The sequence below is a fragment of the Rhodococcus sp. NPDC058521 genome (assembly GCF_042719695.1).
Taxonomy (GTDB): domain Bacteria; phylum Actinomycetota; class Actinomycetes; order Mycobacteriales; family Mycobacteriaceae; genus Rhodococcus_F.
Window position 1 is genome coordinate 42177 of the sequence record NZ_JBHXNL010000013.1, and the last position, 26702, is coordinate 68878.

Consider the following 26702-nt stretch of genomic DNA (forward strand, 5'->3'; position numbering starts at 1 on the left):
GACTTTTTCAGCCTTCCCCAACACATCCTTCAGGCCAGATTTCCGTTACACCTGAGTGACGACATATTCAGTAGACATCGCGAACGTAGCGCTTGTCCGCCGCGAGCTGCTTCATGAACAACTCCGTGTCCTCGTCGTCACGTTTTCCGTGTGTGCTGACAACTTCTCGTACCGCAGCGTCGACGTCTTTCGCCATCCGGCTGGCATCACCGCATACGTAGAAGTGCGCGCCGGCCTCCAACCACCGCCACAGTTGCGCACCGTGCTCTCTGATCCGGTCCTGCACATAGATCTTCTGGCGCTGGTCTCGGGAGAACGCCACGTCGAGCTGGGTGAGAAAGCCATCGTCACGCATGCCCTCGACCTCCTCGCGATAATAGAAGTCGGTGGCCTCGTGCTGCTCGCCGAAGATGAGCCAGTTGTCACCGGGATGTCCGAGTTCCCTTCTCTCGTGCAGGAATCCGCGAAAGGGTGCGATTCCGGTTCCGGGGCCCACCATGATCATCGGGGTGTCCGGCCCGGCAGGTGGTCGGAAGTGCGCAGATTTCTGCACGAAGATCGGGATGTCGGCGTCATCACAATGGTCGGCGAGAAACGTCGAACACACACCGGTACGGCTCTTTCCGTCGTGGTCGTACCGAACCGCGGAGACGGTCAGTTGGACCTCACGGGGATCCACCTTCGGACTCGACGAAATGGAGTAAAGGCGGGGTTGCAGCCTCTTGAGGACCGAAAGCCATTCCTCCGCGGACGCGCGAACACCGAACTCGGAGATGACGTCTGCCGCTTGGCGACCCCACATCCACTGCTGTAGTGCGGTCTTGTTCTGCGGGCGCAGCAACCGAGCTAGTTCGGCATCCTGGGCGCGGTCCTGAACGAAGCGCAGTAGTTCGGGGGAGATCTTGACCATCTCGAGTTTCGTTCGCAACGCTTCGCGTAGAGACATGTCCGGTAGCTCCGACGCGGACACCACGGTATCGGCGGACAGTCCGGTCGCCGTCAACCATTCGTCCACCACATGTTCGCTGTTCTCCGGCCACACGCCCAACGCGTCGCCCGCCTCGTAGGTGAACCGCTCGTCCGTCAGTTCGAACCCGAACTGCCGCACATCTTTCGCCGATCCTTCGGCGCTGAGCCGAACATTCCTGACCAGCTTGCTGACGAACGGAGCCTTGCGGGTGAAGGGGGATGCGGTATTGGTCGCAACCGGGTGCCCGGGCTGGACCGGGATGGGATCGACGGAAGGTGCGGCGTCGGTCAACACCGTGCAGATGGTGTCGAGCCACTGCCCGGCCGCTTCCTCGAAGTCGGGTTCGCAGTCGACTCGTGCGGTGAGCCGAGTCGCGCCCAGTTCCTCGAGCCTGGCGTCCAGGCGTTTGCCGTGTCCACAGAAGTCGTCGTAATTGGAGTCGCCGAAGGCGAGAACCGCGAACCGGGTGTCCGTCAGCTTGGGTGCGTCTTCGCTGTCCAGTGCACCCCAGAATCCGGCGCCGTTGTCGGGAGCATCGCCGTCGCCGAACGTGCTGGTCACTACCAGCAAGTCACGGACGTCCGGCAGAGCAGCAAGGTCGTAGTCGTCCATGTCGACTACCTTCGCGGCTCGGTCGATGCTCGCCAATCGTTGTGCACACTGCTCGGCGAACTCTTCGGCATTTCCCGTTTGCGACGCCCACAGGATCAGGACCGGCGGCGCGGAATCTCCGCGTGGCAGCGACTCCTCCTCCGAGCCGGGTGGGCCGTCCGGAACCGCGGACCGTGAGAAGAGGCCCGCCATCAGGCCGTCGAGCCACACCCGCTTGGCACCGGAGATCGGCGCAGTGCGAGGAAGGACTGGCACCCCGTCGATCTCCGTGGACTGCAGACCGGACAACAGTCCGGCCAGGTAGGTCCTTTCGTGCTCGTCGAAGCTCGGGGAGGTCGAGCCGTCCAAACCGAGTATGCGGCTCATCTCCGCAGCGGCAGCTCCGACCGGAATTGCCACGGCATCGGGTTCCTTCTGTGCTGGAGCAACTTTCGTCAGGGCGACAGCGCACACCTTGAACTCCGGTTGGAACGACGCGGAATCGACGGCATCGTTGGTGACGGCGTTGATGCTGAGGTACTCACCGAAACTGTCGTTCCAGTGGAACGGTGCGAAGCAATCGCCGGCGCGGACTCGATCGGTGACCACCGCGGGCAACACCGCCCGACCACGGCGGGACGCGACTTCCACCTGATCGCCCTCGGACACCTCGAGCCGATCGGCGTCCTCGGGATTGATCTCGACGAACGGGCCCGAGTCGAGCTTGTTCAGTTTCGCTACCTTGCCGGTCTTGGTCATGGTGTGCCACTGATGTTGCAGCCGACCGGTGTTGAGAATCATGGGATAGTCGTCGTCGGGCATTTCCGCGGGTGCCATGTGCGGGCGCGGGTAGAACGCAGCGCGTCCGGACGCGGTCGCGAAGGCCAGCGGGGGTGCCTCACCGTCCTCGCCCTTCAGAAGCGTCTGGCTGACCCCGTCGTTGAGGTAGCGAATCGGGTTTCTGTCGGTCTCGTTGTCCGGCGGGCTCGGCCATTGCACCGGAGTTTCACGAAGACGGTCGTACGTGATGCCCCGAAGGTCGTAGCCGGTCTTGGGATTCCATGCGCGCCTGATCTCGTCGAACACTTCTTCCGAGGACGCGTAGCTGAACGCATCCGCATATCCCATCTCGCACGCGACGCGGGCGATGATCTGCCAATCCGGCATCGCCTCTCCGACCGGGTCCACGGCCTGCTGCAGCAGCGTGAGATTGCGCTCGGAGTTGATCATCACCGATTCAGACTCGGCCCACAGCGCACCGGGAAGCATGACGTCGGCGTATCCGTTGGTCTCGGTGTCGACGAACACATCCTGGGTGATCACCAACTCGGCGGCCTCGAGTCCTTCGATCACTGTCCGTCGATTGGCCACGGTGGCAACAGGATTGGTGCAGATGATCCAGCACGCTTTGATGTTCCCGGCCACCATCTGCTCGAACATGTCGATAGTGCCGGTACCCACCTCGGTCCGGAGCGTGCCGGGAGGGAGGTTCCACAGAGCCTCGACGAAGGCACGATCTTCGTCCACCAGTACCGACCGCTGACCCGGAAGACCCGGACCCATGTAACCCATCTCGCGGCCACCCATCGCATTGGGCTGCCCGGTGAGGGAGAACGGCCCGCTACCGGGACGGCAGATGGCGCCGGTCGCGAGGTGCAGATTGCAAATCGCATTCGTGTTCCAGGTGCCGTGCGTGCTCTGGTTGAGACCCATCGTCCAACAGGTCATCCACTCATCGGCCTCACCGATCCAGCGCGCGGCCGACCGAATGTCCTCGGCCGCGATTCCGGTGATCTCCGCGACCCGGTCGGGGGAGTAATCATCGAGGAACTCGGGCATCACCTCCCAGCCCTCGGTGAACCGTTCGATGAACTCGGGATCGGTGTGCCCGTTCTTCACGAGCTCGTGCAACAACCCGTTGAGCAACGCCAGATCGGTGCCCGGGTTGATCTGCATGAAGAGATCGGCCTTGTCCGCGGTGGCATTTCGCCGTGGATCGACCACGATCAGCTTCGCCCCGGACTTCACTCGGTCCAGCAGCCGCAAGAAGAGGATCGGATGGCAATCGGCCATGTTCGCGCCGATGACGAAGAAGACGTCCGCCTTGTCGAAGTCCTGGTAGGAGCCGGGCGGGCCGTCCGCGCCCAAGGATTGCTTGTAGCCGGTCCCGGCACTGGCCATGCACAATCGTGAATTCGACTCGATCTGATTGGTCCCGACGAAACCCTTCGCCAGCTTGTTGATCAAGTACTGCGCCTCGATCGACATCTGCCCCGACACGTAGAACGACAAGGCGTCGGGTCCGTGTTCGTCGAGAAGGCCCTTCAATCGGCGAGCCGTCTCCGCGATCGCCTGATCGACCCGAACAGCCAGGGCCTGCTCGCCACGCTGCGCACGCAGATACCCGGACTCCATCCGCCCGTCGGCCGCCAACATCTCCGCACTGGTGGCGCCCTTGGTGCAGAGTCTGCCGAAGTTGGTCGGATGCTCCTTGTCACCGACCGCCTTGAGTACCTTCCGGCGACCCGTTTCCGGATCGGTCTCCACCTCGAGGACGATGCCGCAACCGACGCCGCAGTACGAGCACGCAGTCTTCACCGTGGACGTACCGGCTTTCTGCTGCATCGACGCCCTCCTCACCTGCCCGGCATGCGCCACCGAGGTGGCGCGCGGCCTGTATCAATGCTGCAGGCGCACGTGTTTCGTCGGGATTAACCCAGGTGAGGGTTCGATGACTTCTGATGCACCGAACACACGTTTCAGCGGTGAGGAGCCTTTCAGGTGTTCAGGGGGGAGCCGACCGAGAATGTCGCACCGAAGGGATCGCGGATCTCCGCCATCCGGCCGTACTGCATGTCGTAGGGGTCGTCTGCCTCGCCGCCCTTCTCACGCGCTATGGCGACCGCCCGGTCGGCGTCCTCGACCTGGAACAAGGTTCCCCACGAGGACGACGGCGCGTCGGGAATGCCCATGATTCCGCCGATCTCGTGACCGTCCGGCCTACGCAGGAACGTGAAATCGACACCGGCCATGTCATCGTTCCCGTCCAGCGTGAAATCGAAAACGGAGGCGTAGAACTCCCTGGCCGGGCCGGGGTCGGGCGTCACCAGGTCGTTGCGCAGCAAGGCACCGGGCTCGTTGACCAGCTCACACCCGACGTGGTCCTTGCCCTGCCACAGACAGAACTGCCCGCCCGACGGATCGACGACGACGGCCATACGGCCGAAGTTCATGACGTCCATCGCATCGACCACGACCTTGCCGCCGGCCTTTCCGATGCGGTCCATCGTGGCGTCGACGTCGTCGGTGGCGAGGTAGACGTTCCACCAGAACTTCTTGGCAGCCGGATCCGGATTGGGCATGAGCGCGGCCACGTCCTTACCGCGCATCCGACACATCGTGTAGCGGCCGGTCTCCTCGGAGCCGACATCGAACTCCCAGCCGAAGAGGGGGCCGTAGAAGGACATGGCCCGGTCGAGATCGGGAATGCCGAGGTCGAGCCACGTGGGGGTACCGAGCGGTTGATTGGTGCTTATTTCACTCATCGCTGTTGCTCCCTGAAGTCGGGTGGCGCTGCTTGGTGGGTACGACCACGACGGTAGGCCTCCCCACCGACACGACACGCCGAGTTCACTCGCCGGGGCGGACGAACCCCGTTTCGTAGGCGCGGATCACCGCTTGAGTCCGGTCGCGAGCGCCGAGTTTCGCGAGCACGTTTCCGACGTACGTCTTCACGGTCTCGACGCCGAGAAACATATCGGCGGCGATCTCCGCGTTGGACAGGCCACGTGCCATGGACCTCAACACTTCCTGTTCCCGTGCGGTGAGCACGGTGCCCGTCCCGGCAGGGTCCGGCGACTCGGCCACAGCGGCGACAAGGGAACGAATCGCGTCCGGGAACAGCAACGACTCCCCCGCGAACACCGTCCGCACCGCACGCAGGAGTTCGTTGGCGTCCGCACGCTTGAGCAGAAACCCCGAGGCACCGACACGCAGTGCGTCGTACACGTACGAATCGTTGACGAACGTCGTCACGACGAGAACCTTCGGTGGTTCCGGAACAGTGCGCAGCAGCTCGCGGGTCGCTTCGATACCGTCCAGCAGCGGCATCCTCACGTCCATCAGCACGACGTCGGGCCGGTGGCGCAGGACGAGATCCTTCACCTGTGTGCCGTCCGACGCCTCCGCCACGACCGTCATGTCCGGGTCCGACCCGATGATGGCTCCGAGAGCGTTGCGCACCAAGGGGTCGTCGTCGACAACCATCGTCGTGATCACTTCGCCTCCCACGGCAGTCGGGCCTCGGTTGACCATCGGGCCGCACCGGCTCCGGCATCGACCCGTCCGCACCGGAGTGTGCCGCCGGCCAGGGTGATTCGCTCCTGCATGCCCGTCAGACCCCTGCCGCCGACACCGGCCGTGCCACCCCTACGCTCTCCCACACCACTTTCGTTCGATTCGGTGACACCGTTGTCCACCCGCACCACGACGTCACTTTCGGACACCGCGATCAGTACGTCCACGAGCTCGCCGTCCCCGTGTCGCACCGCATTGGTGACGGCCTCCTGAAGCACGCGGTACGCTTCCCGAGAAATGCTCTCCGGTAGCCGACTTCGGTCTCCGGTGACGGTAACTCGAACGTCTCCCGCCACGGCGGACAACAACCGATCCGTGTCGGCGAGGTCGGGCGTCCGAGCCGGCTCGGGCTTGTCGTCGGCACGCAGCGTCGCGAGCACCGCATCCAATTCGTCGAGGGCACCACGTCCGCTGACCTCGATGTGTCCCAATGCCGTACGAGCGAACTCGACGTCGCTGTCGAGAACCCTTCTCGCCGCGACTGCCTGCATCGTCACTGCCGTGAGGGCATGCCCGATCGAATCGTGCAGTTCGCGTGCGAGACGGTTGTTCTTCGCCAACTCTCGTTCACGGATGCGCAGTGCCTCGATGCGATCGGCCGGCGTCGGACCGAGAAGCGTCGGTGCGACGCGCACCAAAAGGGCTCCACAACCGACGATCACGTAACCCGTTGCGATCAGTATCAGGAGGCCGATCCCCACCGCGAGGATCGATTCTCCGGGCGAATCGACGGCCCACCCCAGGTCTTCGAGAGCTGCCGTGGTCGTCGAATCGGTGCCGCCGAGAGGCAGGGAGATCAGACCCACGGCCGTGGGGATCCCGTACAGCAGCACGAGTGTGGCGAAGCTGCCCAGTATCAGAACGGTCCAGTACCACCCGGCCGTCCGAAACCGGGTCGACCAGGTTCGTGCGGCCGTAGCAGTGACGTCGGGTAGATCCACACCGAGCAGGCCCCTGGCAGCGACGATCGCGAGTGGTCTCACCGGGGAAAGCAACGCGATCCCGAACGCGATGGCGAATGCGACACCCATCAACAGAGTCAGGGCGATCGCACCGCTCGCGCCGTTGCTTCGAAATACGACGACGGCCATGGCAACCAAACCGGCGTAGGGGAGAAGCAGCACGGCTCCCAGCAAGAGATGCACTGCCCGCAGGTACGTGGACGCGCTCACGAGCGGCACTGTCGCTTTCCGCACCACCTCTGTCACCCTCGCATCATTGCAGCAAACCAGGGTCCGTGAATCCCCCATGAGAGGGAAGAATTTTCACCCGCAGGCGGGAACCGCATTCCGGACGTTCCCGCAACGCTGAGAACATGACCATCACCGAAACGTCCCAGCCCGTAGCCCGGACCCGAGAGTGGGTTCCCGCAGCCCGAATCCTGTTGTCCGGCGGAGCAATTCTCGCCACCGTCCCGTACCTGACCCTCAAGGCCCTGTGGCTCACCGGCAACGAGGTCGGAGTGACCGACCGCGACTTCCTCGCCGACCCCGTGCTCCATGCCCTCAACTTCGTCACGGCCGGTATGGACGTGATCGCCATCGTGCTCGCGCTCGCCTTCGTCACCAGACTGGGAAACCGAATACCGGCCGCGCTGCTCCTGCTGCCCGCGTGGGTGGCGTCCGGGCTGCTCGGACCCATCGTCGTCGCCACGCCGCTGACCTCACTGGTGTCGGCCTCGGGCACCAGCGACTCGGGACTGCCGTTGGCCGACTGGGTGCGACCGATCGTCTACGGCGGGTTCGCTGTCCAGGGAGTCTTCCTGGTCGGCGGATTCCTCTTCTACGCTGCTCACCGATGGGGGCACACCGTTCACGGTGACCTCGAAGAACCCGCCGGCGGACCGGGCCAGACCATGCGCAGACAACTCGTCATCGGCGCCTCGGCGTTCGGCGCCGCCACCACTGCCGCTTCGCTCGCCTGGGCGTGGGGACTGCCGTGGGGACAGCCTGCCGACATGCTCGCCGCACGCGACGCCACCAGCGCCATCGTCGGCACCATCACGGAACTGTTCGCGATAGCCGGAATCCTCGGTTCACTCGCACTCGTTCACGGCATCCCACGCGGACGGTCCTACGGCATCGCGGCACTCGCGGCGTGGCTCGGGAGCGGATCGATGTTCGCTTGGGGAATGTGGGGCCTCATGACCACACTCACGACCTCCCCCCTGTCCGGCGCGACCACCGAGGGCATGAGCATCCAGAACGTGCACACCTTCTTCCAGACAGCCGTCGGACTCGTTCTCGGGGTCATGGCCCTTACCGCCGTCGTCGCACGAAGCGAGGACAACCAGGCTTCTTCAGAACGGTGAACCCGACAGCGGTGCAGCCCGGTCACATGGAACCGACCGTGGATTCGCTGGATCGAGAGCGTTCAACACGAAGTAGGCGGCGCGCCGGGATCCCGCGATCCCGGCGTGCTCCGTGTAGTCGATGTCGCATCCGTCCTGGACCACGATGTTGTGGACGTTGTCACCACCGGGCGGCAGGCCCGACCAGAACGGGGCGATCAGTTCGTCGTACTTCGTGGCTATGTTCGTGTATTCGATCTCGGGGAAGTAGTGGCCACCCTCGCGGATGGCCCGCATGAAAGGCGATTCGGGATCGAGTTGCGCGCAGGCATGGCAGATCGGGAAGCTCTCGGGCGGCAATCCGAGCCGCCGCGCCTGCTCGAAGATGATGTCCGCTCCGCCCAGGGTCGTGCCGTTCCACGCCGGCGCGATCGAGACGTGTTTGTCGATCTTGTCGCGCCCGCCCAGGTATTTCGCGTAGTAGGCGGGCACGATCGTTCCCTGGGAGTGCCCGACGATATCCACCTTGGATGCGCCGGTGGAGGCAAGCACCCCGTCCACGAACGTGGCCAATTCCTGTGCGCTGTCTTCCATCCGGCCCATGCCCCCGACTGCCGTCGCCGGCCACGGCAACCCCTCCGGCGCACCGTAAGTAAGGGCGAACACGCAATACCCTTCGTTCTTCAACAGCGGAACGTATGTGCCCCAATTGGTTTGCTGTGCCCCACCTGTCCCGTGGGCGAGCACGACAGGATTCGGGTGCTCGGCCGACGGCGTGCAGTCGTAGTCGTTGGAGCCGGGCAGGGAGCCTCCCTGATCGGCGAGCTCCGGCGCGATTCCGCCGAAGAAGTTGAAGGGCACCGGCAGTTCCTCGGCCGAGGCCGTGCCGGTGCCCGCAAGCATCAAGGCGACTGCCGAGCCGAGCGCCGCGATCAGTTTTCTCCCCATGGCGGCAACCTAGCAAGTGCTTGGTTGTCGTGGGTACGGTTTCGGAAGACTCAGTCCTTCGGCTGCGTCGCCCACCACGACAGAAGCTCGGCTTCCGCTTCGTCACGACCGAGCGGACCGCGGTCGAGCCGGAGTTCCTTGAGGAACTTCCATGCCTTGCCCACCTGCGGTCCCGCCGGAATGCCGAGAAGCTCCATGATCGCGTTGCCGTCCAGATCGGGGCGAACCTGCGCAAGATCTTCCTGCTCCGCCAGGCGCGCGATGCGCTCTTCGATGTCGTCGTAGGTGGCCTGGAGGGCGGCTGCACGGCGCTTGTTGCGGGTGGTGCAGTCGGCCCGGACCAGTTTGTGCAGCCTAGGTAACAGTTCACCCGCATCGGTGACGTAACGGCGCACCGCCGAATCCGTCCACTGACCCTTGCCGTATCCGTGGAATCGCAGATGCAGGAACACCAACTGCGACACGTCGTCGACCATCTGCTTCGAGTACTTGAGGGCCCGCATACGTTTGCGGACCATCTTGGCGCCGACCACCTCGTGATGGTGGAAGCTGACACCGCCGCCGGGCTCGTTTCGCTTGGTGTCCGGCTTACCGATGTCGTGGAGGAGAGCGGCCCACCTCAGCACCAGGTCGGGGTCGGTTTCCTCGAGGTCGATCGCCTGCTTCAGAACCGTCAACGAATGCCAGTAGACGTCCTTGTGCTGGTGATGCTCGTCTATCTCGAGCTTCATCGCCGGCACCTCGGGGAGCACCCGCGCAGCCAACCCCGTCTCGCACATCATGTTGATGCCGTCGATCGGAAACTCACCGAGAATAAGCTTGTCCAGCTCGACTTGCACGCGCTCCGCACTGATCCGGTCGATCTGGTCGGCCATGTCCACGATTGCATCGTGCACCCGCTCCTGCAGCGTGAATCCGAGCTGCGACACGAACCGCACGGCCCGCAGCATCCGAAGCGGGTCGTCCGCGAACGAGACCTCGGGTGCGGACGGGGTGTCCAGTCGTCCTGCGAGAAGGGCGTCCATCCCGTTCAACGGGTCCACGAACGTATGCGAGCCGTCCGCCCCCACCTGTACCGCCATCGCATTGACCGTGAAGTCACGGCGAACCAGATCGTCCTCGAGCTTCGAACCGAATGCGACCACCGGGTTACGGGACACCCTGTCGTAGGCATCGGCCCGGAAGGTGGTGATCTCGATGTCCTGCCCGAACTTGCGGGCGCCCACGGTCCCGAACTCGATGCCGATGTCCCACACCGTGTCCGCCCACCCCTTCAACAGGGCCTGTACCTGCTCTGGACGGGCATCGGTCGTGAAATCCAGATCCATCCCCAGACGACCCAGAATCGCGTCACGAACACTGCCACCGACGAGGTACAACTCGTGGCCGGCGGCGGCGAACCGCTCACCCAGCGGGGTCAACACGTCGGACAGCTGCCGCAGCGTGACGGCGGCCGCAGCGAGCAGGCGCGCACGCCGCTCTTCGTCGGACGCACCGGGGGCAGGGGAAATTGTCACGACCAGGAAGCTTACCGAGGGCCGCAAATAGCGACGTACGCATGGATGGGCTCGAAGCCCGTACCGACGCCGCCGCGTGTGGCGTTCGAGACCGTCCTCGGCGACCTCTACTATCGATTGGGTGTCTGCTGCCGAGCGTGCCAACAGGAGTCGCCGTAACTCACGGCGACGCTCCGGCGTCGGCTCATCCGCGAAAACTCGCATGCGGACGGTCCGGGAAACCTCGGCAGGCGGTCTCGTCGTCAACGGTCTCGGAGGCCCCCGCGAAGGCCTGTGTGCTGCACTCATCGGCCGGACGGACCGTCGGGGCAGGTTGTTGTGGTCCCTGCCGAAAGGTCACATCGAAAAGGGTGAATCGGCCGAGCAGACAGCGATGCGCGAAGTCGAGGAAGAGACCGGCATCCAGGGCAAGGTCGTCGCCTCACTCGGGAGCATCGACTACTGGTTCGTCACCGAAGGCCGCCGGGTGCACAAGACCGTTCACCACTATCTCCTGCGCTTTCTCGGCGGAGAACTGTCCGACGAGGACGTGGAGGTCACCGAAGTGGCCTGGGTGCCGCTCACGGAACTCGGCTCGAAGCTTGCCTACGCGGACGAGCGGAAGCTGGCCGAAGTGGCCGGCGACCTCATCACCGAGATGAATGCCGACGCCGGATGAAGCCGGTCCTGCGCCGAGCCGGCGCCGTGATCATGACCGCGGTGGCAGTGTCCTTCGGACCTACTGCGGCCACCCTCGCCTCGGCAACCCCGGCACCCACGCAGGACCCCGCACCCATACGAGGCGACAGTGAAACCGAAGAACCACAGTTTCTGCACCTCGACATCGACGAGGTGACCCCGTCTTCGGTCACGACCTCGAGCGAGCCGGTCGTGACGGTGAAGGGTTCGATTCGCAATGTGGGCGATCGCCCCGTCGAAGACGTCGACATCCGCCTGCAACGCGGCCCCGAGATCACCGAGAGCCCCGCTCTTCGGTCGTCCCTCACCGTCGATCAGTCTCGCTACGACACAGTCGGTGAGTTCGACACGGTCGCGAACCGTCTGACCCAAGGCGCGAGCAAGGACTTCACGCTCAGCCTGCCCCTGCGGTCGGACACCGAGGCATCGCTCGACATCACCGAACCCGGGGTCTACCCGCTGATGGTGAACGTCAACGGCACTCCCGCGTACGGTGGCGCCGCCCGTCTCGACGATGCCCGGTTCCTGCTGCCCGTCCTAGGGGTGCCGGGTACCCCCGCCGTCCCGCCGGACACCGCCAGCCCGGTGGGGATGACGATGATGTGGCCCCTCGCCGACCGCCCCCGCTTGGCGGCGGGCATTCCAGGGTCCGTCAACGACCCGGTCCGGTTGGTGGACGACGATCTGGCGAAGTCGCTCGACGAGGGTGGTCGGCTGGACGAGTTGGTGTCTGCACTCGAGTCCGCGACCCGCGACAGTGCCGACCGAAATCACGAGCTTCGCGACAGTCTGTGCCTCGGCGTGGACCCTGACCTGCTGATCACGGTCGAGAACATGACGCGCGGCTATCTCGTGCTCGACAACCCCCGGCAGCCCAATGGAGCAACTCACGAGGGCGCGGGGCGCGACGCGGCAACAGCGTGGCTGGACCGCGTGCAGGCACTGGCACAGAACATGTGCACGACTGCACTGCCGTTCGCGCAGGTCGATCTCGCCGCACTCACCGCAATCGGAAATCCGAGGCTGACCGAGAGCGCGTTGAGTTCACCTGCAGATCTGGTGGACAGCATCCTCGGCGTCACCACCATGAGAAGCCTGGTCTGGAGCGATTCCGGGGTGATGGACACGGCCACCGCCGCGACGTTGCGCCGCGAGAAGGATACGACGACCCTCGTCGCGTCGAACGCGGTGGATGTCGATCCGATCACCGGCGAGAGGGCACGCCTCCTCGATCCACTCTCTGCGGCAGAGGGCCAATCCGCCGCAGGTGCGGTGGATGCACTCCTGTTCGATCCGTCCGTCGCCGCCTCTCTGGCCGCCGTCGGGACCAACCCACAGACCCCGTCGTTCACCCCTCCCGGGTCGCGGTACAAGCTGGTCGACGACTCCGAGACCGCTCGGCGTCAGGACGCCCTGGGCGCGATGTCGTGGTCGGCACTCAATCCACCCGAGCGTGGCGAACCTGCACCGCCGCGAACTGCAGTACTGGTGCCGCCGCAGCTGTGGAGCGCCGATGGCGACGACGCCGAGGCACTCCTCGCCGGCCTGTCGTCCCTGTATCGCTCCGGTCTGGCCACACCTCGCCCGCTGGACAAGGCCGTCGGTGGTACCCCGGACCTGCCCGGTATCACCGAACTCGACTACCCGCACCGGGCCCGCGAGGACGGCACCACCGAAGAAGTCCGCCTCGCGGCAGCAGACCAATTGCCGCGCATCGAATCACTGCAGGCCGCGCTGGTTCCCGACCCACAGGGTCTCCTCACCCCGGCCAGATTCACCGCACCCCTGCGTGAGGACTTGCTTCGCGCAATGAGCCTCGCCCATAGGCGCGACGCCGAGAGAGCACGGGCCGAGGAAGCGGCGGTGCGTCGCACCGAACAGGTCGCCACGTCTCTGGACCATATGCGCGAGGCGGTATCCGTCGTGTCTCCCGGCGGTGTCTACACCCTCGCCTCCGAGCAGAGCCCACTCCTGCTCGTCGCCCGGAACGACCTGCCGATCGGAATCGACGTGCGTCTGCACGTCGATGCACCCAGCGGGGTGGAGATCACCGACATCGGACCCACCACACTGCCGCCGCGCGGTAGCCGCACTCTCACCGTGCCCGCCCAGATCGACGATTCACGCAAACTCGACGTGAAGTTCTCACTGACCACTGCCGACGGCCGTGCGCTGGGAGAACCGACGACGGCCACGGTCCGGTCCAACGCCTACGGTCAGGCATTGGCCATACTGACAGGGTGTGCCGGCGCGTTGCTGCTGCTTCTCGCCGGTCGCCGCCTGTGGCATCGTTTCCGGGGGCAGCCAGACCCAGCCGACGAAGGGTACGAACGTTCATGACCGGGAACATCCCCGAACGGGGCCGTCCCGTTGCCCGCTCCCATCCACGCGTCACACCGTGGGAACGGGACTATCAGGACAACCATCACTACCGGTCCGACGACGCCCCGACCGTGCAGTTCGCCGCGATTCGCACAGATCCTCGCCCGGAACCCCCCGCCCCGTCGGAACAACGAGCCGACGACGCCGACGCAGAACAGGGACACAGCAACTCCCGCCTCCTCGCGTCCACCGGTTCGATCGCGATCGCCACCCTGATCAGCCGCATCACCGGGTTCGCGAAGCAGTTGCTGATCGTCACGATCCTCGGCGCCGGTGTCGCCAGTTCGTTCACCGTCGCCAGCGTCATCCCCAACATGATCTCGGAGTTCCTGCTCGGCGCGGTGCTGACGGCGATCGTCGTCCCGGTCCTCGTCCGCGCGGAGCGTGAAGACCCGGATCGTGGTGCGAAGTTCATTCGGCGACTGTTCACGGCTTCGCTGCTCCTTCTCGGTTCCGGAGCTGTTCTCGCCACTGCGGCCGCGCCGCTGCTCACCCAGCACCTGTTCCTGTCCAAGGACGGGCAGGTCAGCACCCAGCTCACGACCGCACTGTCGTACCTACTGCTGCCGGCCATCGTGTTCTACGGCCTGTCCGCACTGTTCACGGCCATTCTGAACACCCGGCAGGTGTTCCGCCCCGGTGCCTGGGCGCCCGTGTTCAACAACCTCGTCGTCCTTGCGGTCCTCGTCGTCTACCTCGTGACCCCGGGCGAAATATCCCTCGACCCGGTCCGGATGGGCGACCCCAAACTGCTGACCCTCGGCATCGGCGTCACCCTCGGCGTGATCACGCAGGCAGTGAGCATTCTTCCGGCGATCCGGCGCGAAGGAGTCGACCTTCGGCCACTGTGGGGAATCGACGAGCGGCTGAAGCAGTTCGGCGGCATGGCCGTCGCGATCGTCCTGTACGTGCTGCTCAGCCAGGCCGGCATGGTGGTCGCCACCCGGATCTCCTCGCACGCGGACGAAGCCGGACCCGTCATCTATCAGAATGCGTGGGCGCTGCTACAGCTGCCGTACGGCGTCCTCGGCGTCACCGTGCTGACCGTCATCATGCCGCGCCTGAGCCGCAACGCCGCCGCCGACGACACACCCGCGGTCGTCGACGATCTGTCGGTGGCGACTCGCCTGACGATGATCTCGCTCGTTCCGATCGTCGTGTTCCTGACCTTCATGGGACCCCAGGTCGGCGAGGCGCTGTACGGATACGGAAACTTCGGGTCCTCGGACGCCAACCGCCTCGGCGAAGCCGTGAGCTGGTCCGCATTCACCCTGCTCCCGTACGCCCTCGTGCTGATCCATCTGCGAATCTTCTACGCACGCGAGAAGGCCTGGACTCCCACCTGGATCGTCCTCGGCATCACCAGCGTCAAGATCGCCCTGTCGTCTTTGACGCCGATCCTCGCCTCGAGCCCGACCCAGGTCGTGATCCTGCTCGGCGCCGCAAACGGTCTCGCGTACGTCACAGGCGCCCTTATCGGCGGATTCCTGCTACATCGCAGCCTCGGAAACCTGCAGATGGCGAACGTCGGCAAGACCGTGTGGAAGGTTGTCCTGGCCTCCGTCATCGGCGCGGCCGTCATGCTCGGAGTCGACCGACTGGTCGGACTCGGCCGACTCACCGAGTCGCTCGGCGGCCCGGGATCGATGATCCGCGTGATTCTCGACGCGGTCCTGATGCTGGGTCTGACGTTCATCGTGCTGTGGTTCGCGAAGGTGCCCGAGATCCTGTCGATCACCGTGGCCGTCACCCGAAAGGTGCGGGCGATGCGCGGACACGCAGAACCCTCGGCGGCCGTCGATCCCATGTTCGACGCGGAAACCGAACTCATACCGGTGGTCCGAACCGGTCCGTACGTGCACGATGAACCTTCGGGACTCCCGTACCCTGGACGGCATCGGGCGGGAATGCAGCCCGGGCAGGGTCGAAGTTGGGCATTCGAAGGTGAAGGAGTGAGGGTGAGCGACGACGACGTGCCCGGCGGCAAGGCTGCCGGAAGTTCTGCGGTGCAAGCATCCGAACGCGATTCGACCGCCCCTGCGAACGGCATCGACGGCCCGACCACCAGCATCTCCGCGGAGAATGCAGGCACCGCGAAGACGCCGACCGAACCTGCCACGCAGGAGCCGGAGAAGACGGAGAAGGCAACTCCCGCCGAAGGACCGACCGCCGTTCGCAAGGTACCGCGGACCACACGCCAGGAAGGCAGTCATTCCGGCCGCGACAACACGGTCGACACCGGGGTTATGCCGGTGGTCACCGGCATCGACCGTGGCGATCATCCGCGCCCCGCAGCCCGCGGACCCAAGCTCATTCCCGGCGCTTCGGTGGCCGGCGGACGCTACCGCCTCCTCACCCCACACGGCGGCGCACGCGGTCTCCAGTTCTGGCAGGCCCTCGACATCAAACTGGACCGCGAAGTCGCACTGACCTTCGTCGATGCCGAACAGCAGTCGACGTCGAGCGGCCCCGAGGGCCCGCAGGCCATCCTGTCTCGAACCCTCCGTCTCGGACGTATCAACCAGCCCGGTCTGGCTCGTGTTCTCGACGTCGTTCGAGGCAGTTCCGGCGGCATCGTGGTCGCAGAATGGACCCCAGGCCGTTCCCTCCGCGAGATGGCGGACACCAAGCCCTCACCGATCGGCGCGGCCAGCGCGATCCGGGCACTCGCCGCAGCCGGGGAGGCCGCCCACCGCGCCGGCGGCGCTCTCTCGATCGATCACCCCGATCGAGTTCGCATCAGCATCAACGGTGATGCCGTCCTCGCGTTCCCCGGAACTCTCGCGGACGCCGATTCGAAGTCCGACGTCCGTGGTCTCGGCGCAATGCTGTACGGCCTGATCACGGCTCGGTGGCCGCTCGCCGAACCGGGCAAGCCCGGCGAGAAGAGCAACCACACGCCAGGCAGCGTCGGCGGTATGCGTCTGGCAGACCGCGATTCGAGCGGTGCGCCCATCAGCCCCCGCGTGATCCGCCCCGAGGTGCCTTTCGAGATCTCGGCGGTTGCGTTGCGTTCGCTCGAGACCGACGGCGGTATCCGCACGGCGGCCACGGTCCAGCACATCCTGGATCAGGCTTCGGTCGTCAACGAGAAGACCGAGATGATCCCCGCACTGCGCCTGGGACAACGAGCGCCGGGGGCCTCCGGACACGCACTCGCCGATCCGGAAGCCGTCGAGGCGGAGAAGAAGAAGTCCAATCAGATGCTGATCGCGCTGGCTGCGCTGTCGATCGCCACGGTCGTCGCGCTGGCTCTGCTCGGATTCTGGCTGGCGAACTTCCTCACCGGCAGCAGCTCGACCGCGCCGCTGGCCGAGCAGACCAACATCGGTCTCTCCGGTGCCCCGGAGGAACCTGCCGCGGAGGGCGAAGGTGAGGACGGCGAAGGCGCAGCCCCCGCACCTGGCCCCGGTCCTGTGGTCGCGGCCAACGGCGTGTCCGTCTTCTCACCCCAGGGCACACCGGACAGCCCCGCGAACGCTCGTCTGGCGATCGACGGCGACCCCGCCACGGTGTGGAGTACGGACGCATACTTCCAGCCGTTCCCGTCGCTCAAGAACGGCGTCGGCCTGATGCTCACGCTGTCCGATCCGACCACTCTCTCCGAGGTGACGATCGATTCGCCCACTCCAGGCACCAAGGTGGAGATCCGGACGGCCCCCTCGCCCGATGCCGGTCTCGATCAGACCCAGGTGATCGGTAACGGCGACCTGCGTAGCGGCGTCACCGACATTCCCGTCCGGATGGAAGGTTCCACCCAGAACGTCCTCGTCTGGATCACCGAGCTGTCCAAGGAAGGCGGCCAGAACCAATCGTCCATCGGTGAAGTCGCATTCGAGGCGGCCCGATAGGGATGAAGCGCCGCCCACCTCGGTGAGCTAACATCCGCCGGTGCACTTCTACAGGGGGGTGGACGGCGCCGATCCGGAAATCGAGTCGTCCGACATCGACTTGCTGAACGCTCACGTGGCGGGTGACCCGCACGCGTTCGCCGTTCTTTTCAGGCGACATCAGAACCACCTGTGGCACGTCGCGAATCGGACGAGCTATTCCGCCGAGGACGCGGCCGACGCGCTCCAGGACGCCATGCTGTCGGCGCACCGGACTGCTTCCGCCTTCCGCAGGGACGCTGCGGTCCGTAGTTGGTTGCACACGATCGTCGTCAATGCCTGCCTCGACCGGATTCGCCGAACGAAAGCGCGTCCTACACAGGCACTGTCCTCGGACGAGGCCGACCATCCGCCGGCCCGCCACGACGAGGTGTCCGCCGTGGAGACCCGTCTGATGATCCACCAGGCTCTCGACGATTTGCCGGACGAACAGCGCCTGGCCGTGGTGGCGGTGGACATCGAAGGACATTCGGTATCGGATGCCGCTCGGGTGCTCGGTGTCCCGCCGGGCACCGTGAAGAGTCGTTGCGCGCGCGGTCGAAAGAAGCTGGCGGAATCTCTCGAGTATTTCCGGGACGGCGGGAACCGATCGTGAACTTGCCGCGTCCAAACAATGTGAAGGCCTACGACACCGCGACGACAGGCGCGCCGGTGACACAACAGGAACAGGAGGGGTGATGGATACCGACGATCTTCCTTCACCGCCGTACTCCGCAGATCTGTTGTCCGATCTTCACGCGGGTGTTCTGCCCCAGGCCGTCAGTACCCGGCTGTGGCCGCGGGTACGCGAAGACCGTGAAGCGATGCGCATCATTCAGAGTCTCGACGCTGTGGAACGCCGGCTGTCGGACCTCGGAGACGATCACACCGTCGAGTCGCCCATTCCCACGCACGTGGCCTCGAGGATCGATGCCGCCCTGCTGTCTGCTTCCACGTCGGCTGACGGGGATTCCGGCAACGTGATCCGCTTCCCTCGCAGAAGGCGAGCGTGGGCACTCACCGCTGCCGGAGCCGCGACGGCAGCAGCTGTCGCCGTCGTCATCGCTGTGATGGTGATTCCCAAGCCGCCCGAGCACGAAGAGACGATCGCGCAGCCGAGCTCGACTTCGGAGCACACCATCGATCTCGATTTCACCGCCGAGCCAGAGCCCGGGAAGATGATGGCGCTGGTGGGCTCACGAAATCTCGGCCCCCTCGAGAACCCGGAAACTCTCGCGGATTGTCTGCAGGCCAACGGAATCGATCGGTCGAAGCCGGTTCTCGGGTCCGGGCAGGTTCAGGTTCGCGGGCAGTCCGGAACAGCACTCCTGCTGGCCGGTCCCCAGCCACCGCAGATCACCGCGCTCGTTGTCGGAAACGGTTGTGGTGCAGGTAGTCCCGAAACAATCTCACGAGACGACATCGGCTGACCCGGAATCAGCAGTGCCAGTATGCGCGCACGCAACTCGGGTGAATCATCCTCGGCCGCAATCAGGCTCGTGGACAGGGCTGCACTGGGACCGCTGAACCCTTGCCACAGAGTAGTTCTCAGGTCTTCGTGATCTCTGATCGCTGCCAGCAGCCCCGGCGTCGCAGCACGTACTTCAGGGCGTTCGAACAGTTCCGCACTGCCGGTGATCACCCACCTGATCCATCCTTCACGATCGGTGCCCTCGAACGGCCCTAGATCCGGCGTCACTCCGAGGAGTGCGCCCAGCACGAGTGGGCCTTGGACTGCCACCGTCGCGCCATCGACGCTATATCGTGCCATTTACGAACCCACTGGACTCGTAATCGACCCACTCATGGCAGGTAGACGAATGAAGGTCGCCATCACCGGCGCGGCAGGCTACGTCGGCGCTCATTCGACGACAGAGCTCCTCTCCGACGGCCATACCGTCCGGCTCCTCGCACTCCCACACGAAGCAGACGTCCTTGCGCTCTTTCCCGGATACGAAGACCGGATAGAAGTGCTGATCGGTGACCTCCGTGACAAGGCAACGGTCGAGGAACTGGTCGACGGGTGTGATGCGCTGCTGCAGATGACCGATGTTCGGGACGTGGCAGCGGTTCATGCCGCGGTCATGGCCCCCGGACACGGTCCGAGCTCGGTATCACCCGGCGTTCGGCTCGCGACGCCTTGGCCGCCACTGCAGCACCCGAAGACAAGCCCGCCCACCGTCAGGACGACACCCGAAAGGTCACACCCATGAATCCGACCCCGTTCGAACGAGCCCGGATGGGACCGCTCACCCTGCGTAATCGCTTCGTGAAGGCCGCGACGTTCGAGGGGGTCATGCCGCGGGGGAGGGTCACCGACGAACTGGTGAACTTTCACACCGAAGTCGCCAAAGGCGGCGCCGCCATGACCACCGTCGCCTATTGCAGCGTGTCGCCGAGCGGACGCGTTCACCGAAACACCCTGGTACTCGACCGTGAGCGCATACCCGACCTGCGGAGACTGACCGATTCGGTACATGCCGAGGGTGCGTTGGCCTGCGCGCAGATCGGTCACGCCGGACTCGTGGCCAACACGCTCTCCAACAACGCGAAGACGCTCGCGCCGTCCACCCGGTTCAGCCCGCCGGCCATGGGTCTGGTGCGAGGGGCGAGGCTCGACCAACTCGACGAGGTGGCCCGGGACTTCGTCGCGGCCGCCCGCAACGCCGTCGAAGCCGGGTTCGACGCCATCGAGGTACACCTCGGACACAACTACCTGCTCAGTTCTTTCCTCAGCCCCAATCTGAACAAGCGTCACGATCGATACGGCGGGAGCGTCCGTGGCAGAGCCGAATACCCACGTCGAGTTCTGGGTCTCGTCCGGGAAGCCGTGGGCAGCGACGTCGCCGTGACCGCCAAGTTCAACATGACCGACGGCGTCCCCAAAGGTCTCTGGCTCTCCGAGAGTCTCGAGATCGCCCAATGGCTCGAGGCCGACGGAAACCTCGATGCTCTGCAACTGACCGGCGGCAGCTCCCTGCTCAACGGCATGTACTTCTTCCGCGGAGAAGTCCCGATGGCAGAGTTCGTCGCCTCCCAACCGAAGCTGGTCGGCTACGGCCTGAAGCTGTACGGCCCCAAGATCTTTCCCACCTACCCCTTCGAGGAAGCCTTCTTCCTTCCGATGGCGCGGCAGTTCAGAGAAGCCCTACGGGTGCCGCTGATCCTGCTGGGCGGTATCAACCGCATCGACACCGTCCACACTGCCCTCGAGGAGGGCTTCGAGTTCGTGGCGATGGCTCGGGCACTCCTTCGCGACCCCTACCTGGTCGACAAGTTCCGCCGACACGAGGTTCGTGAGGGGCTCTGCATTCACTGCAACAAATGCATGCCCACCATCTACAACGGCACGCACTGCGTCATCCGCGACCCGCATCACGCCGAAGCCGGGAACAACACCCTTTAGTCTGGTGTTGAGCCGAACGTGCACCTGCTGAACGCAGGCACCCCGCACGAACGGCGACAACCCGCCCTGACTATCGGAAGGCCCGCATGACCACTCCGTCGACGGTTCACGAACTCATCATCGTTGGCTCCGGACCTGCCGGGTACACCGCGGCTGTGTACGCAGCCCGCGCAGAGCTCGAACCGCTCCTCTTCGAGGGAACGCAGTTCGGTGGCGCTCTCATGACCACCACGGACGTGGAGAACTTCCCCGGGTTCCGTGACGGAATCATGGGCCCCGACCTCATGGAACAAATGCGTGAGCAGGCCAAACGCTTCGGCGCCGACATCCGCACCGAAGACGTCGACGAGATCGACCTGTCCGGCCCGATCAAGAAGGTCGTTGTCGGGGGAGAGACCCACCAGGCGCACGCAGTCGTGCTGGCAATGGGCGCGGCCGCACGCTACCTGGGTATCCCCGGCGAAGAGACCCTCCTCGGCCGCGGCGTCAGCGCCTGCGCGACTTGCGATGGCTTCTTCTTCAAGGACCAGGACATCGCTGTGATCGGCGGCGGCGACTCCGCCATGGAAGAAGCCACCTTCCTCACCCGCTTCGCCAAGAGCGTCACCGTGGTGCACCGCCGCGACGAATTCCGCGCATCTCGCATCATGCTCGAGCGCGCAAAGTCGAACGACAAGATCCGTTTCGTCACCAACGCACAGCCGCTCGAGGTCCTGGGCGAAAACAGCGTCACCGGGCTGGTCGTACGCGACGCCGTCACCGGCGAAGAGAGCACCCTGCCGGTCACCGGTGTGTTCGTCGCCATCGGCCACGACCCGCGCAGTGAGCTGGTCAAGGGACAGGTCGACATCGACGACGAGGGTTACGTCCGGGTGCAGGCACCCACCACGGCCACTTCTCTCGAAGGCGTCTTCGCGGCCGGCGACCTGGTCGATCACACCTACCGTCAGGCGATCACCGCCGCCGGAACCGGCTGTTCCGCAGCCATCGACGCAGAACGTTGGCTTGCCGAACGCGGCGACATCACCGCCAACACCATCCCCGCAGCCGGCGAGCCCGTCGACGCCTGATCACCTCTCGAACACAACTAGGAGAATCCCGTGTCGAACACCGTCACCATCACCGACGATTCCTTCAAGCAGGACGTTCTCGGCAGCGACAAGCCCGTCCTCGTCGATTTCTGGGCCACCTGGTGCGGACCGTGCAAGATGATCGCGCCTGTGCTCGAGGAGATCGCCGGCGAGCATTCGGACAAGCTGACCATTGCGAAGCTCGACATCGACGCCAACCCCGGCGCCGCCCGTGACTTCCAGGTCATGTCGATTCCGACGCTGATCCTGTTCAAGGATGGAAAGCCGATCAACACCATCGTCGGCACCAAGGGCAAGGCAGCCCTGCTGAAGGAGCTTGCCGAGGTCCTCTGATCTACGAACCGGAATCCGGCGCCCTGTAGAAATCGGGGTTCCGGATTCCCGTTTTGACGGGAACTTCTGAGACAATCATCCGATGTGCTCGTGAAGCACCGGCGACACGGACACAGCGATCGATTCGCCCCACGCACGAGAGGCCCTGAAGCATGCAACGACTCCGACACGGCGATCACGGCCCTGCCGTCGCGGAGATTCGGGGCACCTTGTCGAATCTGGGCTTCCTCCACAACGGCGTTGCAGAAACCCGTCGGGAGAGCACCAACGGGTCGCACTGGATCGCACCCGACGCAGTCTTCGATCACCACCTCGACAGTGCAGTTCGTGCATTCCAGCAGCAGCGGGGCCTGCTCGTCGACGGGGTAGTGGGACCGGCCACCTACCGATCCATCAAGGAAGCGTCCTACCGCCTCGGCGCTCGTACGCTCATCTACCAGCTGTCCGCGCCGCTGTACGGCGACGACGTGGCCACCCTGCAGACCCGCCTTCAGGACCTCGGCTTCTACGTCGGCCGCGTGGACGGATTCTTCGGACCACACACCCACGCCTCCCTTACGTCCTTCCAGCGTGAGATCGGTATCGCCTCCGACGGCATCTGCGGTCCTGCCACTCTTCGTTCACTCGAACTCCTCGGAACCCGGGTCACGGGTGGTTCCCCGCATGCCATCAGCGAGGAAGAACTGGTTCGCCGGTCCGGCCCACAGTTGAGCGGCAAGCGCATCGTCATCGACCCCGGACTGGGCGGCGAAGCCACCGGTGCAATCGTTCAGGGGCCCGAGGGCGCCATCTCCGAAGCCGAGATTCTCTGGGATCTCGCGAGCCGTCTCGAGGGGCGGATGGCAGCCACGGGCATGGAGACGTTCCTGTCGCGCCCCTTCGGATCGAACCCGTCGGAGGCAGAGCGCGCGTCCACGTCGAACGCATTCGACGCCGACCTGATGATATCGCTGCGGTGTGCGTGCAGTTCCAGCCCGGCAGCAAACGGCATCGCGAGTTTCCACTTCGGCAACTCGCACGGCTCGACCTCGATGATCGGACAAGTTCTCAGTGGCTTCATTCAGCGAGAGATCGTGGCTCGAACTCGCCTGCAGGACTGCCGAACTCATGGCCGCACCTGGGACCTTCTGCGTCTCACGGACATGCCCACCGTCCAGATCGATCTCGGTTACCTGACCAACACGTCCGATGTCGCCGTTCTGGCCAGCTCACGCGCCCGTGACACGATTGCCGAGGCCGTCCTGGTGTCGGTCAAGCGTCTCTACCTTCTCGGGCAGGACGATCAGCCGACGGGCACATTCACTTTCGCCGAACTACTGGCAGAAGAGCTCGCGGCGGCCGATCGCACCTAGATCGGTTGGCCGTTCTCCCGCTACTCGATCCGGCGCCCACCGGAGTGCGGGCGCCGGCATTCTCACCGATCTCGACCATGGTCAGCGCCGACGATTCCAGAAGGCGTTCCAGGGCGGCCTCGACGTCTTCCTTCCACCCGTGATCACGGTCCAGTTCCAGACGCATTCTCGGGAAACGGTGATGCGGCGCAACAACTTCGAACCCGAAGTCTTCGAGGAACTCGGTGCGGATCATGCACTCCTCGGGGGAGCATTCACGCGCCGCTGTCGCTGAGGCGACCTTCGGGTCGCACCGGTCACCGGCGTCGGAGATTCCGAACGCTTCCAGTGCCCTGACGCCACGGCGAACCAGATCGGCCACCACTGACTGCATCAGCGTCGTACCCAGATCCATCTCCTCACCGGCCGGTTCGAGACGAACCGTCGTCAGGAGCACCGCATCGGCACTGACGGGGGAGGTGGGGAACAACCCGGCACGGGGAACCGCACGCGGCGGTGCATACAGAGCACTTCCGACGGGTTTCCCGTCGAGCACGGCCACCTGACCGCACGAACCCCACTCCAGCATGACCATCGACAGCCACGCTTCCTTCTCGAATTCCTGGTCGCAGAATCCACGTGAGTCGTGCACGGCCGCTGGGTCCATCTCCCAGAAGACGCACCGGCGGGCGTGGGCGGAGAGTTGGTCCAGTCCGTCCAAGGTGAGCGAAGTGACGTGTGTGGACACGATTCTGCTCAGCCTCCAAAGCTCACTGGTGCGGACGCCGCACACCTACGGGCGGCGGTCCTGTCCTTACGATCGGCACTCATCACTCGGCCTGCTGCGCCTCCATCATGTTCACGATTCGCTGCAGATCGTCGACCGAGCCGAACTCGACGACGATCTTGCCTTTGCGCTTACCGAGGCTCACGGTGACACGGGTGTCGAACGAGTTGGACAGGCGCTCAGCCACGTCCTGCAGACCAGGCATCTGGATCGGACGCCGACGCTGTTGAGGTGGCGGCGCATCCTTCTCACGGTTGGCGAGAGTGACCGCTTCTTCCGTTGCCCTGACCGACATACCCTCGGCGACGATTCGTGCGGCCAGAACTTCCTGTGCGTCCGCACCTGCCTCGAGGGAGAGGAGTGCGCGAGCATGGCCCGCGGACAGCACTCCCGCCGCAACTCGGCGCTGCACGGGAATGGGGAGCCGGAGCAGGCGAATCATGTTGGTCACCACCGGTCGCGAGCGACCGATCCGTGCAGCAAGTTCCTCGTGGGTGACTTCGAACTCCTCGAGGAGTTGCTGGTACGCCGCGGCCTCTTCGAGGGGGTTCAGCTGTACGCGGTGCACGTTCTCCAGCAGGGCGTCGCGAAGCATCGCGTCGTCTGCCGTCTCACGCACGATTGCCGGGATCGCCTCGAGACCGGCCTCCTGGCTGGCCCGCCACCGACGCTCACCCATGACGAGTTGGAACTTGCCATTCGCCAGTGGTCGCACCACGATCGGCTGCATCAGCCCGAACTCACGGATGGAGTGGACAAGCTCCGCGATGGCGTCGTCGTCGAACACCTGGCGCGGCTGCTTCGGATTCCGCTCGATGCTCTCCGGGTCCAGTTCCCGGTACACGGCACCACCGGGGGAGGAGAGGGGTTCGGTCTCCGGCGTGGTGGTGTCCGGCGTTGTGTTGCCTTCCGCAGTCGTCTTCTCAGCGGAGTCGTCGGTCGGCTCCTCGCCGGTCTGCTCACCGTTCGCCTTGACCGACTTGCTCATCAAGTCCGCAGGGCTCGGCGTGTGACGCTTGTCCGCACCGATCACCACATCCGCAGCAGCGTTACCCAACCCAGGGCCGGCGGCTGCCGGTCCTGTCGGGATGAGTGCGGCCAACCCGCGTCCAAGACCACCCTTGCGCGTCTGACTCATCTCTTCTCCTGCGTCGAGTTTCCATCGGTGCGAGCGGCGAGTTCGCGACCGGCATCCAGATAGCTCATGGCTCCACGTGAACCCGGGTCGTAGTCCAGAACGGTCATGCCGTAGCCGGGCGCCTCGGAGACTTTGACGCTCCGCGGTATGACGGCCTTCAGGACCGCTTCACCGAAGTGCCCGCGAACCTCCTCCGCGACCTGATCGGCAAGCTTGGTTCTTCCGTCGTACATCGTCAGCAGAACCGTCGAGACATGTAGCTCGGGGTTCAGGTGCGCCTGCACCAGTTCGATGTTTCGCAGCAACTGACCGACACCTTCGAGCGCGTAGTACTCGCACTGGATCGGGATCAGAACTTCCTTGGCGGCGACCATCGCGTTCACCGTGAGCAACCCGAGTGACGGGGGGCAGTCGATGAGGATGAAGTCTGCGTCGACATCGCCGAGTGCCTGCGAGCTCAGTGCCGACTTGAGACGGCCCTCCCGAGCCACCATCGATACGAGTTCGATCTCGGCGCCCGCGAGGTCGATGGTCGCGGGAATGCAGTAAAGGCGCTCACTGTGCGGGCTCGGTTGAATCGCTTCCTTCGCGGTCACCTCACCAAGGAGCAGCTCGTAGCTGGACGGGGTACCGGATTGGTGATCAACGCCCAATGCAGTACTTGCGTTGCCCTGCGGATCGAGATCCACCACGAGGACAGTGAGTCCCTGAACAGCCAGGGCTGAGGCCAGGTTCACCGCAGTGGTCGTCTTTCCCACGCCACCCTTCTGATTGGCGATGGTGAGGATGCGACGCTCGGGGGGCTTCGGGAGTGTCACCGACCCCGGGTGAAGTACCTGACTCGCTCGATGGGCGGCAGCACCGATCGGGGTCTCGTCCGCATAGATACTCGAGTAGGGGGCCGTGAATCCGTCGTCCCCATTCTTCGGCTGGTCGGATTGACGGTCGGTTTCACGTGAAACGGTTTCACGTGAAACGGCGGATTCAGGTCCACCCGACATTGACTACTCCTTCT

General features: G+C 64.8%; 20 protein-coding genes and 1 pseudogene. 11 read left to right on the top strand and 10 right to left on the bottom strand.

What is annotated here, in order from left to right; translation table 11 throughout:
* Positions 1 to 67: 67 nt before the first annotated feature.
* From ACFWO3_RS17935 to ACFWO3_RS17950, 4 genes are all read right to left on the bottom strand, one after another.
* The gene (locus tag ACFWO3_RS17935; RefSeq protein ID WP_378580198.1) at positions 68 to 4186 is read right to left on the bottom strand and encodes a molybdopterin-dependent oxidoreductase; all 4119 of its coding nucleotides are present in this window, start codon (positions 4184 to 4186) and stop codon (positions 68 to 70) included.
* Between the two features lie 152 nt (positions 4187 to 4338).
* Positions 4339 to 5106 carry a VOC family protein gene (locus ACFWO3_RS17940; RefSeq protein WP_378580200.1) on the bottom strand — a complete coding sequence of 256 codons (768 nt, stop codon included), beginning with the start codon at positions 5104 to 5106 and terminating at the stop codon, positions 4339 to 4341.
* Between the two features lie 85 nt (positions 5107 to 5191).
* On the bottom strand, positions 5192 to 5875 hold the full coding sequence (locus ACFWO3_RS17945) for a response regulator (RefSeq protein WP_378580202.1): 684 nt from the start codon (positions 5873 to 5875) through the stop codon (positions 5192 to 5194).
* The gene (locus ACFWO3_RS17950) at positions 5836 to 7089 is read right to left on the bottom strand and encodes a sensor histidine kinase (protein WP_378580204.1); all 1254 of its coding nucleotides are present in this window, start codon (positions 7087 to 7089) and stop codon (positions 5836 to 5838) included. Before ACFWO3_RS17950 ends, ACFWO3_RS17945 begins: the two co-directional genes overlap by 40 nt.
* 143 nt (positions 7090 to 7232) lie before the next feature.
* On the opposite strand from ACFWO3_RS17950, the gene ACFWO3_RS17955 reads away from it, so the two are divergent.
* Entirely contained in the window at positions 7233 to 8228 is a 996-nt protein-coding gene (locus ACFWO3_RS17955; protein WP_378580206.1) for a hypothetical protein, read from the top strand.
* Here the strand turns inward: ACFWO3_RS17955 and ACFWO3_RS17960 are convergent.
* Positions 8217 to 9155, bottom strand: a complete 939-nt coding sequence (locus ACFWO3_RS17960; protein WP_378580208.1) for an esterase/lipase family protein — start codon at positions 9153 to 9155, stop codon at positions 8217 to 8219. The two genes, ACFWO3_RS17955 and ACFWO3_RS17960, sit on opposite strands and share 12 nt — an antisense overlap.
* A gap of 50 nt (positions 9156 to 9205) precedes the next feature.
* Complete coding sequence (locus tag ACFWO3_RS17965; RefSeq protein WP_378580349.1) at positions 9206 to 10666, bottom strand: CCA tRNA nucleotidyltransferase; 1461 nt, start codon at positions 10664 to 10666, stop codon at positions 9206 to 9208.
* Between the two features lie 127 nt (positions 10667 to 10793).
* Between ACFWO3_RS17965 and ACFWO3_RS17970 the strand changes: the two genes are divergently transcribed.
* From ACFWO3_RS17970 to ACFWO3_RS17990, 5 genes are all read left to right on the top strand, one after another.
* On the top strand, positions 10794 to 11330 hold the full coding sequence (locus tag ACFWO3_RS17970) for an NUDIX hydrolase (protein ID WP_378580210.1): 537 nt from the start codon (positions 10794 to 10796) through the stop codon (positions 11328 to 11330).
* On the top strand, positions 11327 to 13690 hold the full coding sequence (locus tag ACFWO3_RS17975) for a DUF6049 family protein (protein WP_378580212.1): 2364 nt from the start codon (positions 11327 to 11329) through the stop codon (positions 13688 to 13690). Before ACFWO3_RS17970 ends, ACFWO3_RS17975 begins: the two co-directional genes overlap by 4 nt.
* On the top strand, positions 13687 to 17583 hold the full coding sequence (murJ, locus tag ACFWO3_RS17980; RefSeq protein WP_378580214.1) for a murein biosynthesis integral membrane protein MurJ: 3897 nt from the start codon (positions 13687 to 13689) through the stop codon (positions 17581 to 17583). The genes ACFWO3_RS17975 and murJ overlap by 4 nt, the downstream gene beginning before the upstream one ends.
* 40 nt (positions 17584 to 17623) lie before the next feature.
* Positions 17624 to 18217 carry an RNA polymerase sigma factor SigM gene (sigM, locus tag ACFWO3_RS17985; protein WP_378580216.1) on the top strand — a complete coding sequence of 198 codons (594 nt, stop codon included), beginning with the start codon at positions 17624 to 17626 and terminating at the stop codon, positions 18215 to 18217.
* A gap of 82 nt (positions 18218 to 18299) precedes the next feature.
* Positions 18300 to 19031 (top strand): hypothetical protein, encoded by a 732-nt coding sequence (locus ACFWO3_RS17990; protein WP_378580218.1) that lies wholly within the window; start codon positions 18300 to 18302, stop codon positions 19029 to 19031.
* Positions 19032 to 19033: 2 nt separating this feature from the next.
* Here the strand turns inward: ACFWO3_RS17990 and ACFWO3_RS17995 are convergent.
* A pseudogene (locus ACFWO3_RS17995) lies at positions 19034 to 19359 on the bottom strand (TetR/AcrR family transcriptional regulator); the annotation flags it as partial.
* 62 nt (positions 19360 to 19421) lie between these two features.
* On the opposite strand from ACFWO3_RS17995, the gene ACFWO3_RS18000 reads away from it, so the two are divergent.
* From ACFWO3_RS18000 to ACFWO3_RS18020, 5 genes are all read left to right on the top strand, one after another.
* Entirely contained in the window at positions 19422 to 19814 is a 393-nt protein-coding gene (locus ACFWO3_RS18000) for an NAD-dependent epimerase/dehydratase family protein (RefSeq protein WP_378580220.1), read from the top strand.
* A complete protein-coding gene (nox, locus tag ACFWO3_RS18005) occupies positions 19811 to 21007 on the top strand; it encodes a 4,4'-dithiodibutanoate disulfide reductase (protein WP_378580222.1) in 1197 nt (398 codons plus the stop codon). Before ACFWO3_RS18000 ends, nox begins: the two co-directional genes overlap by 4 nt.
* Before the next feature lie 86 nt (positions 21008 to 21093).
* Entirely contained in the window at positions 21094 to 22077 is a 984-nt protein-coding gene (trxB, locus tag ACFWO3_RS18010; protein WP_378580224.1) for a thioredoxin-disulfide reductase, read from the top strand.
* A 30-nt stretch (positions 22078 to 22107) separates the two neighbouring features.
* Complete coding sequence (gene trxA / locus ACFWO3_RS18015) at positions 22108 to 22431, top strand: thioredoxin (RefSeq protein WP_378580226.1); 324 nt, start codon at positions 22108 to 22110, stop codon at positions 22429 to 22431.
* A 152-nt stretch (positions 22432 to 22583) separates the two neighbouring features.
* A complete protein-coding gene (locus tag ACFWO3_RS18020) occupies positions 22584 to 23783 on the top strand; it encodes an N-acetylmuramoyl-L-alanine amidase (RefSeq protein WP_378580228.1) in 1200 nt (399 codons plus the stop codon).
* Here the strand turns inward: ACFWO3_RS18020 and ACFWO3_RS18025 are convergent.
* The 3 genes from ACFWO3_RS18025 to ACFWO3_RS18035 form a co-directional block, all read right to left on the bottom strand.
* Entirely contained in the window at positions 23731 to 24510 is a 780-nt protein-coding gene (locus ACFWO3_RS18025) for a GNAT family N-acetyltransferase (RefSeq protein WP_378580230.1), read from the bottom strand. The genes ACFWO3_RS18020 and ACFWO3_RS18025 overlap by 53 nt on opposite strands.
* A gap of 82 nt (positions 24511 to 24592) precedes the next feature.
* On the bottom strand, positions 24593 to 25687 hold the full coding sequence (locus ACFWO3_RS18030; protein ID WP_378580232.1) for a ParB/RepB/Spo0J family partition protein: 1095 nt from the start codon (positions 25685 to 25687) through the stop codon (positions 24593 to 24595).
* Positions 25684 to 26688 carry a ParA family protein gene (locus ACFWO3_RS18035; protein ID WP_378580234.1) on the bottom strand — a complete coding sequence of 335 codons (1005 nt, stop codon included), beginning with the start codon at positions 26686 to 26688 and terminating at the stop codon, positions 25684 to 25686. Before ACFWO3_RS18035 ends, ACFWO3_RS18030 begins: the two co-directional genes overlap by 4 nt.
* Positions 26689 to 26702 lie beyond the last annotated feature (14 nt).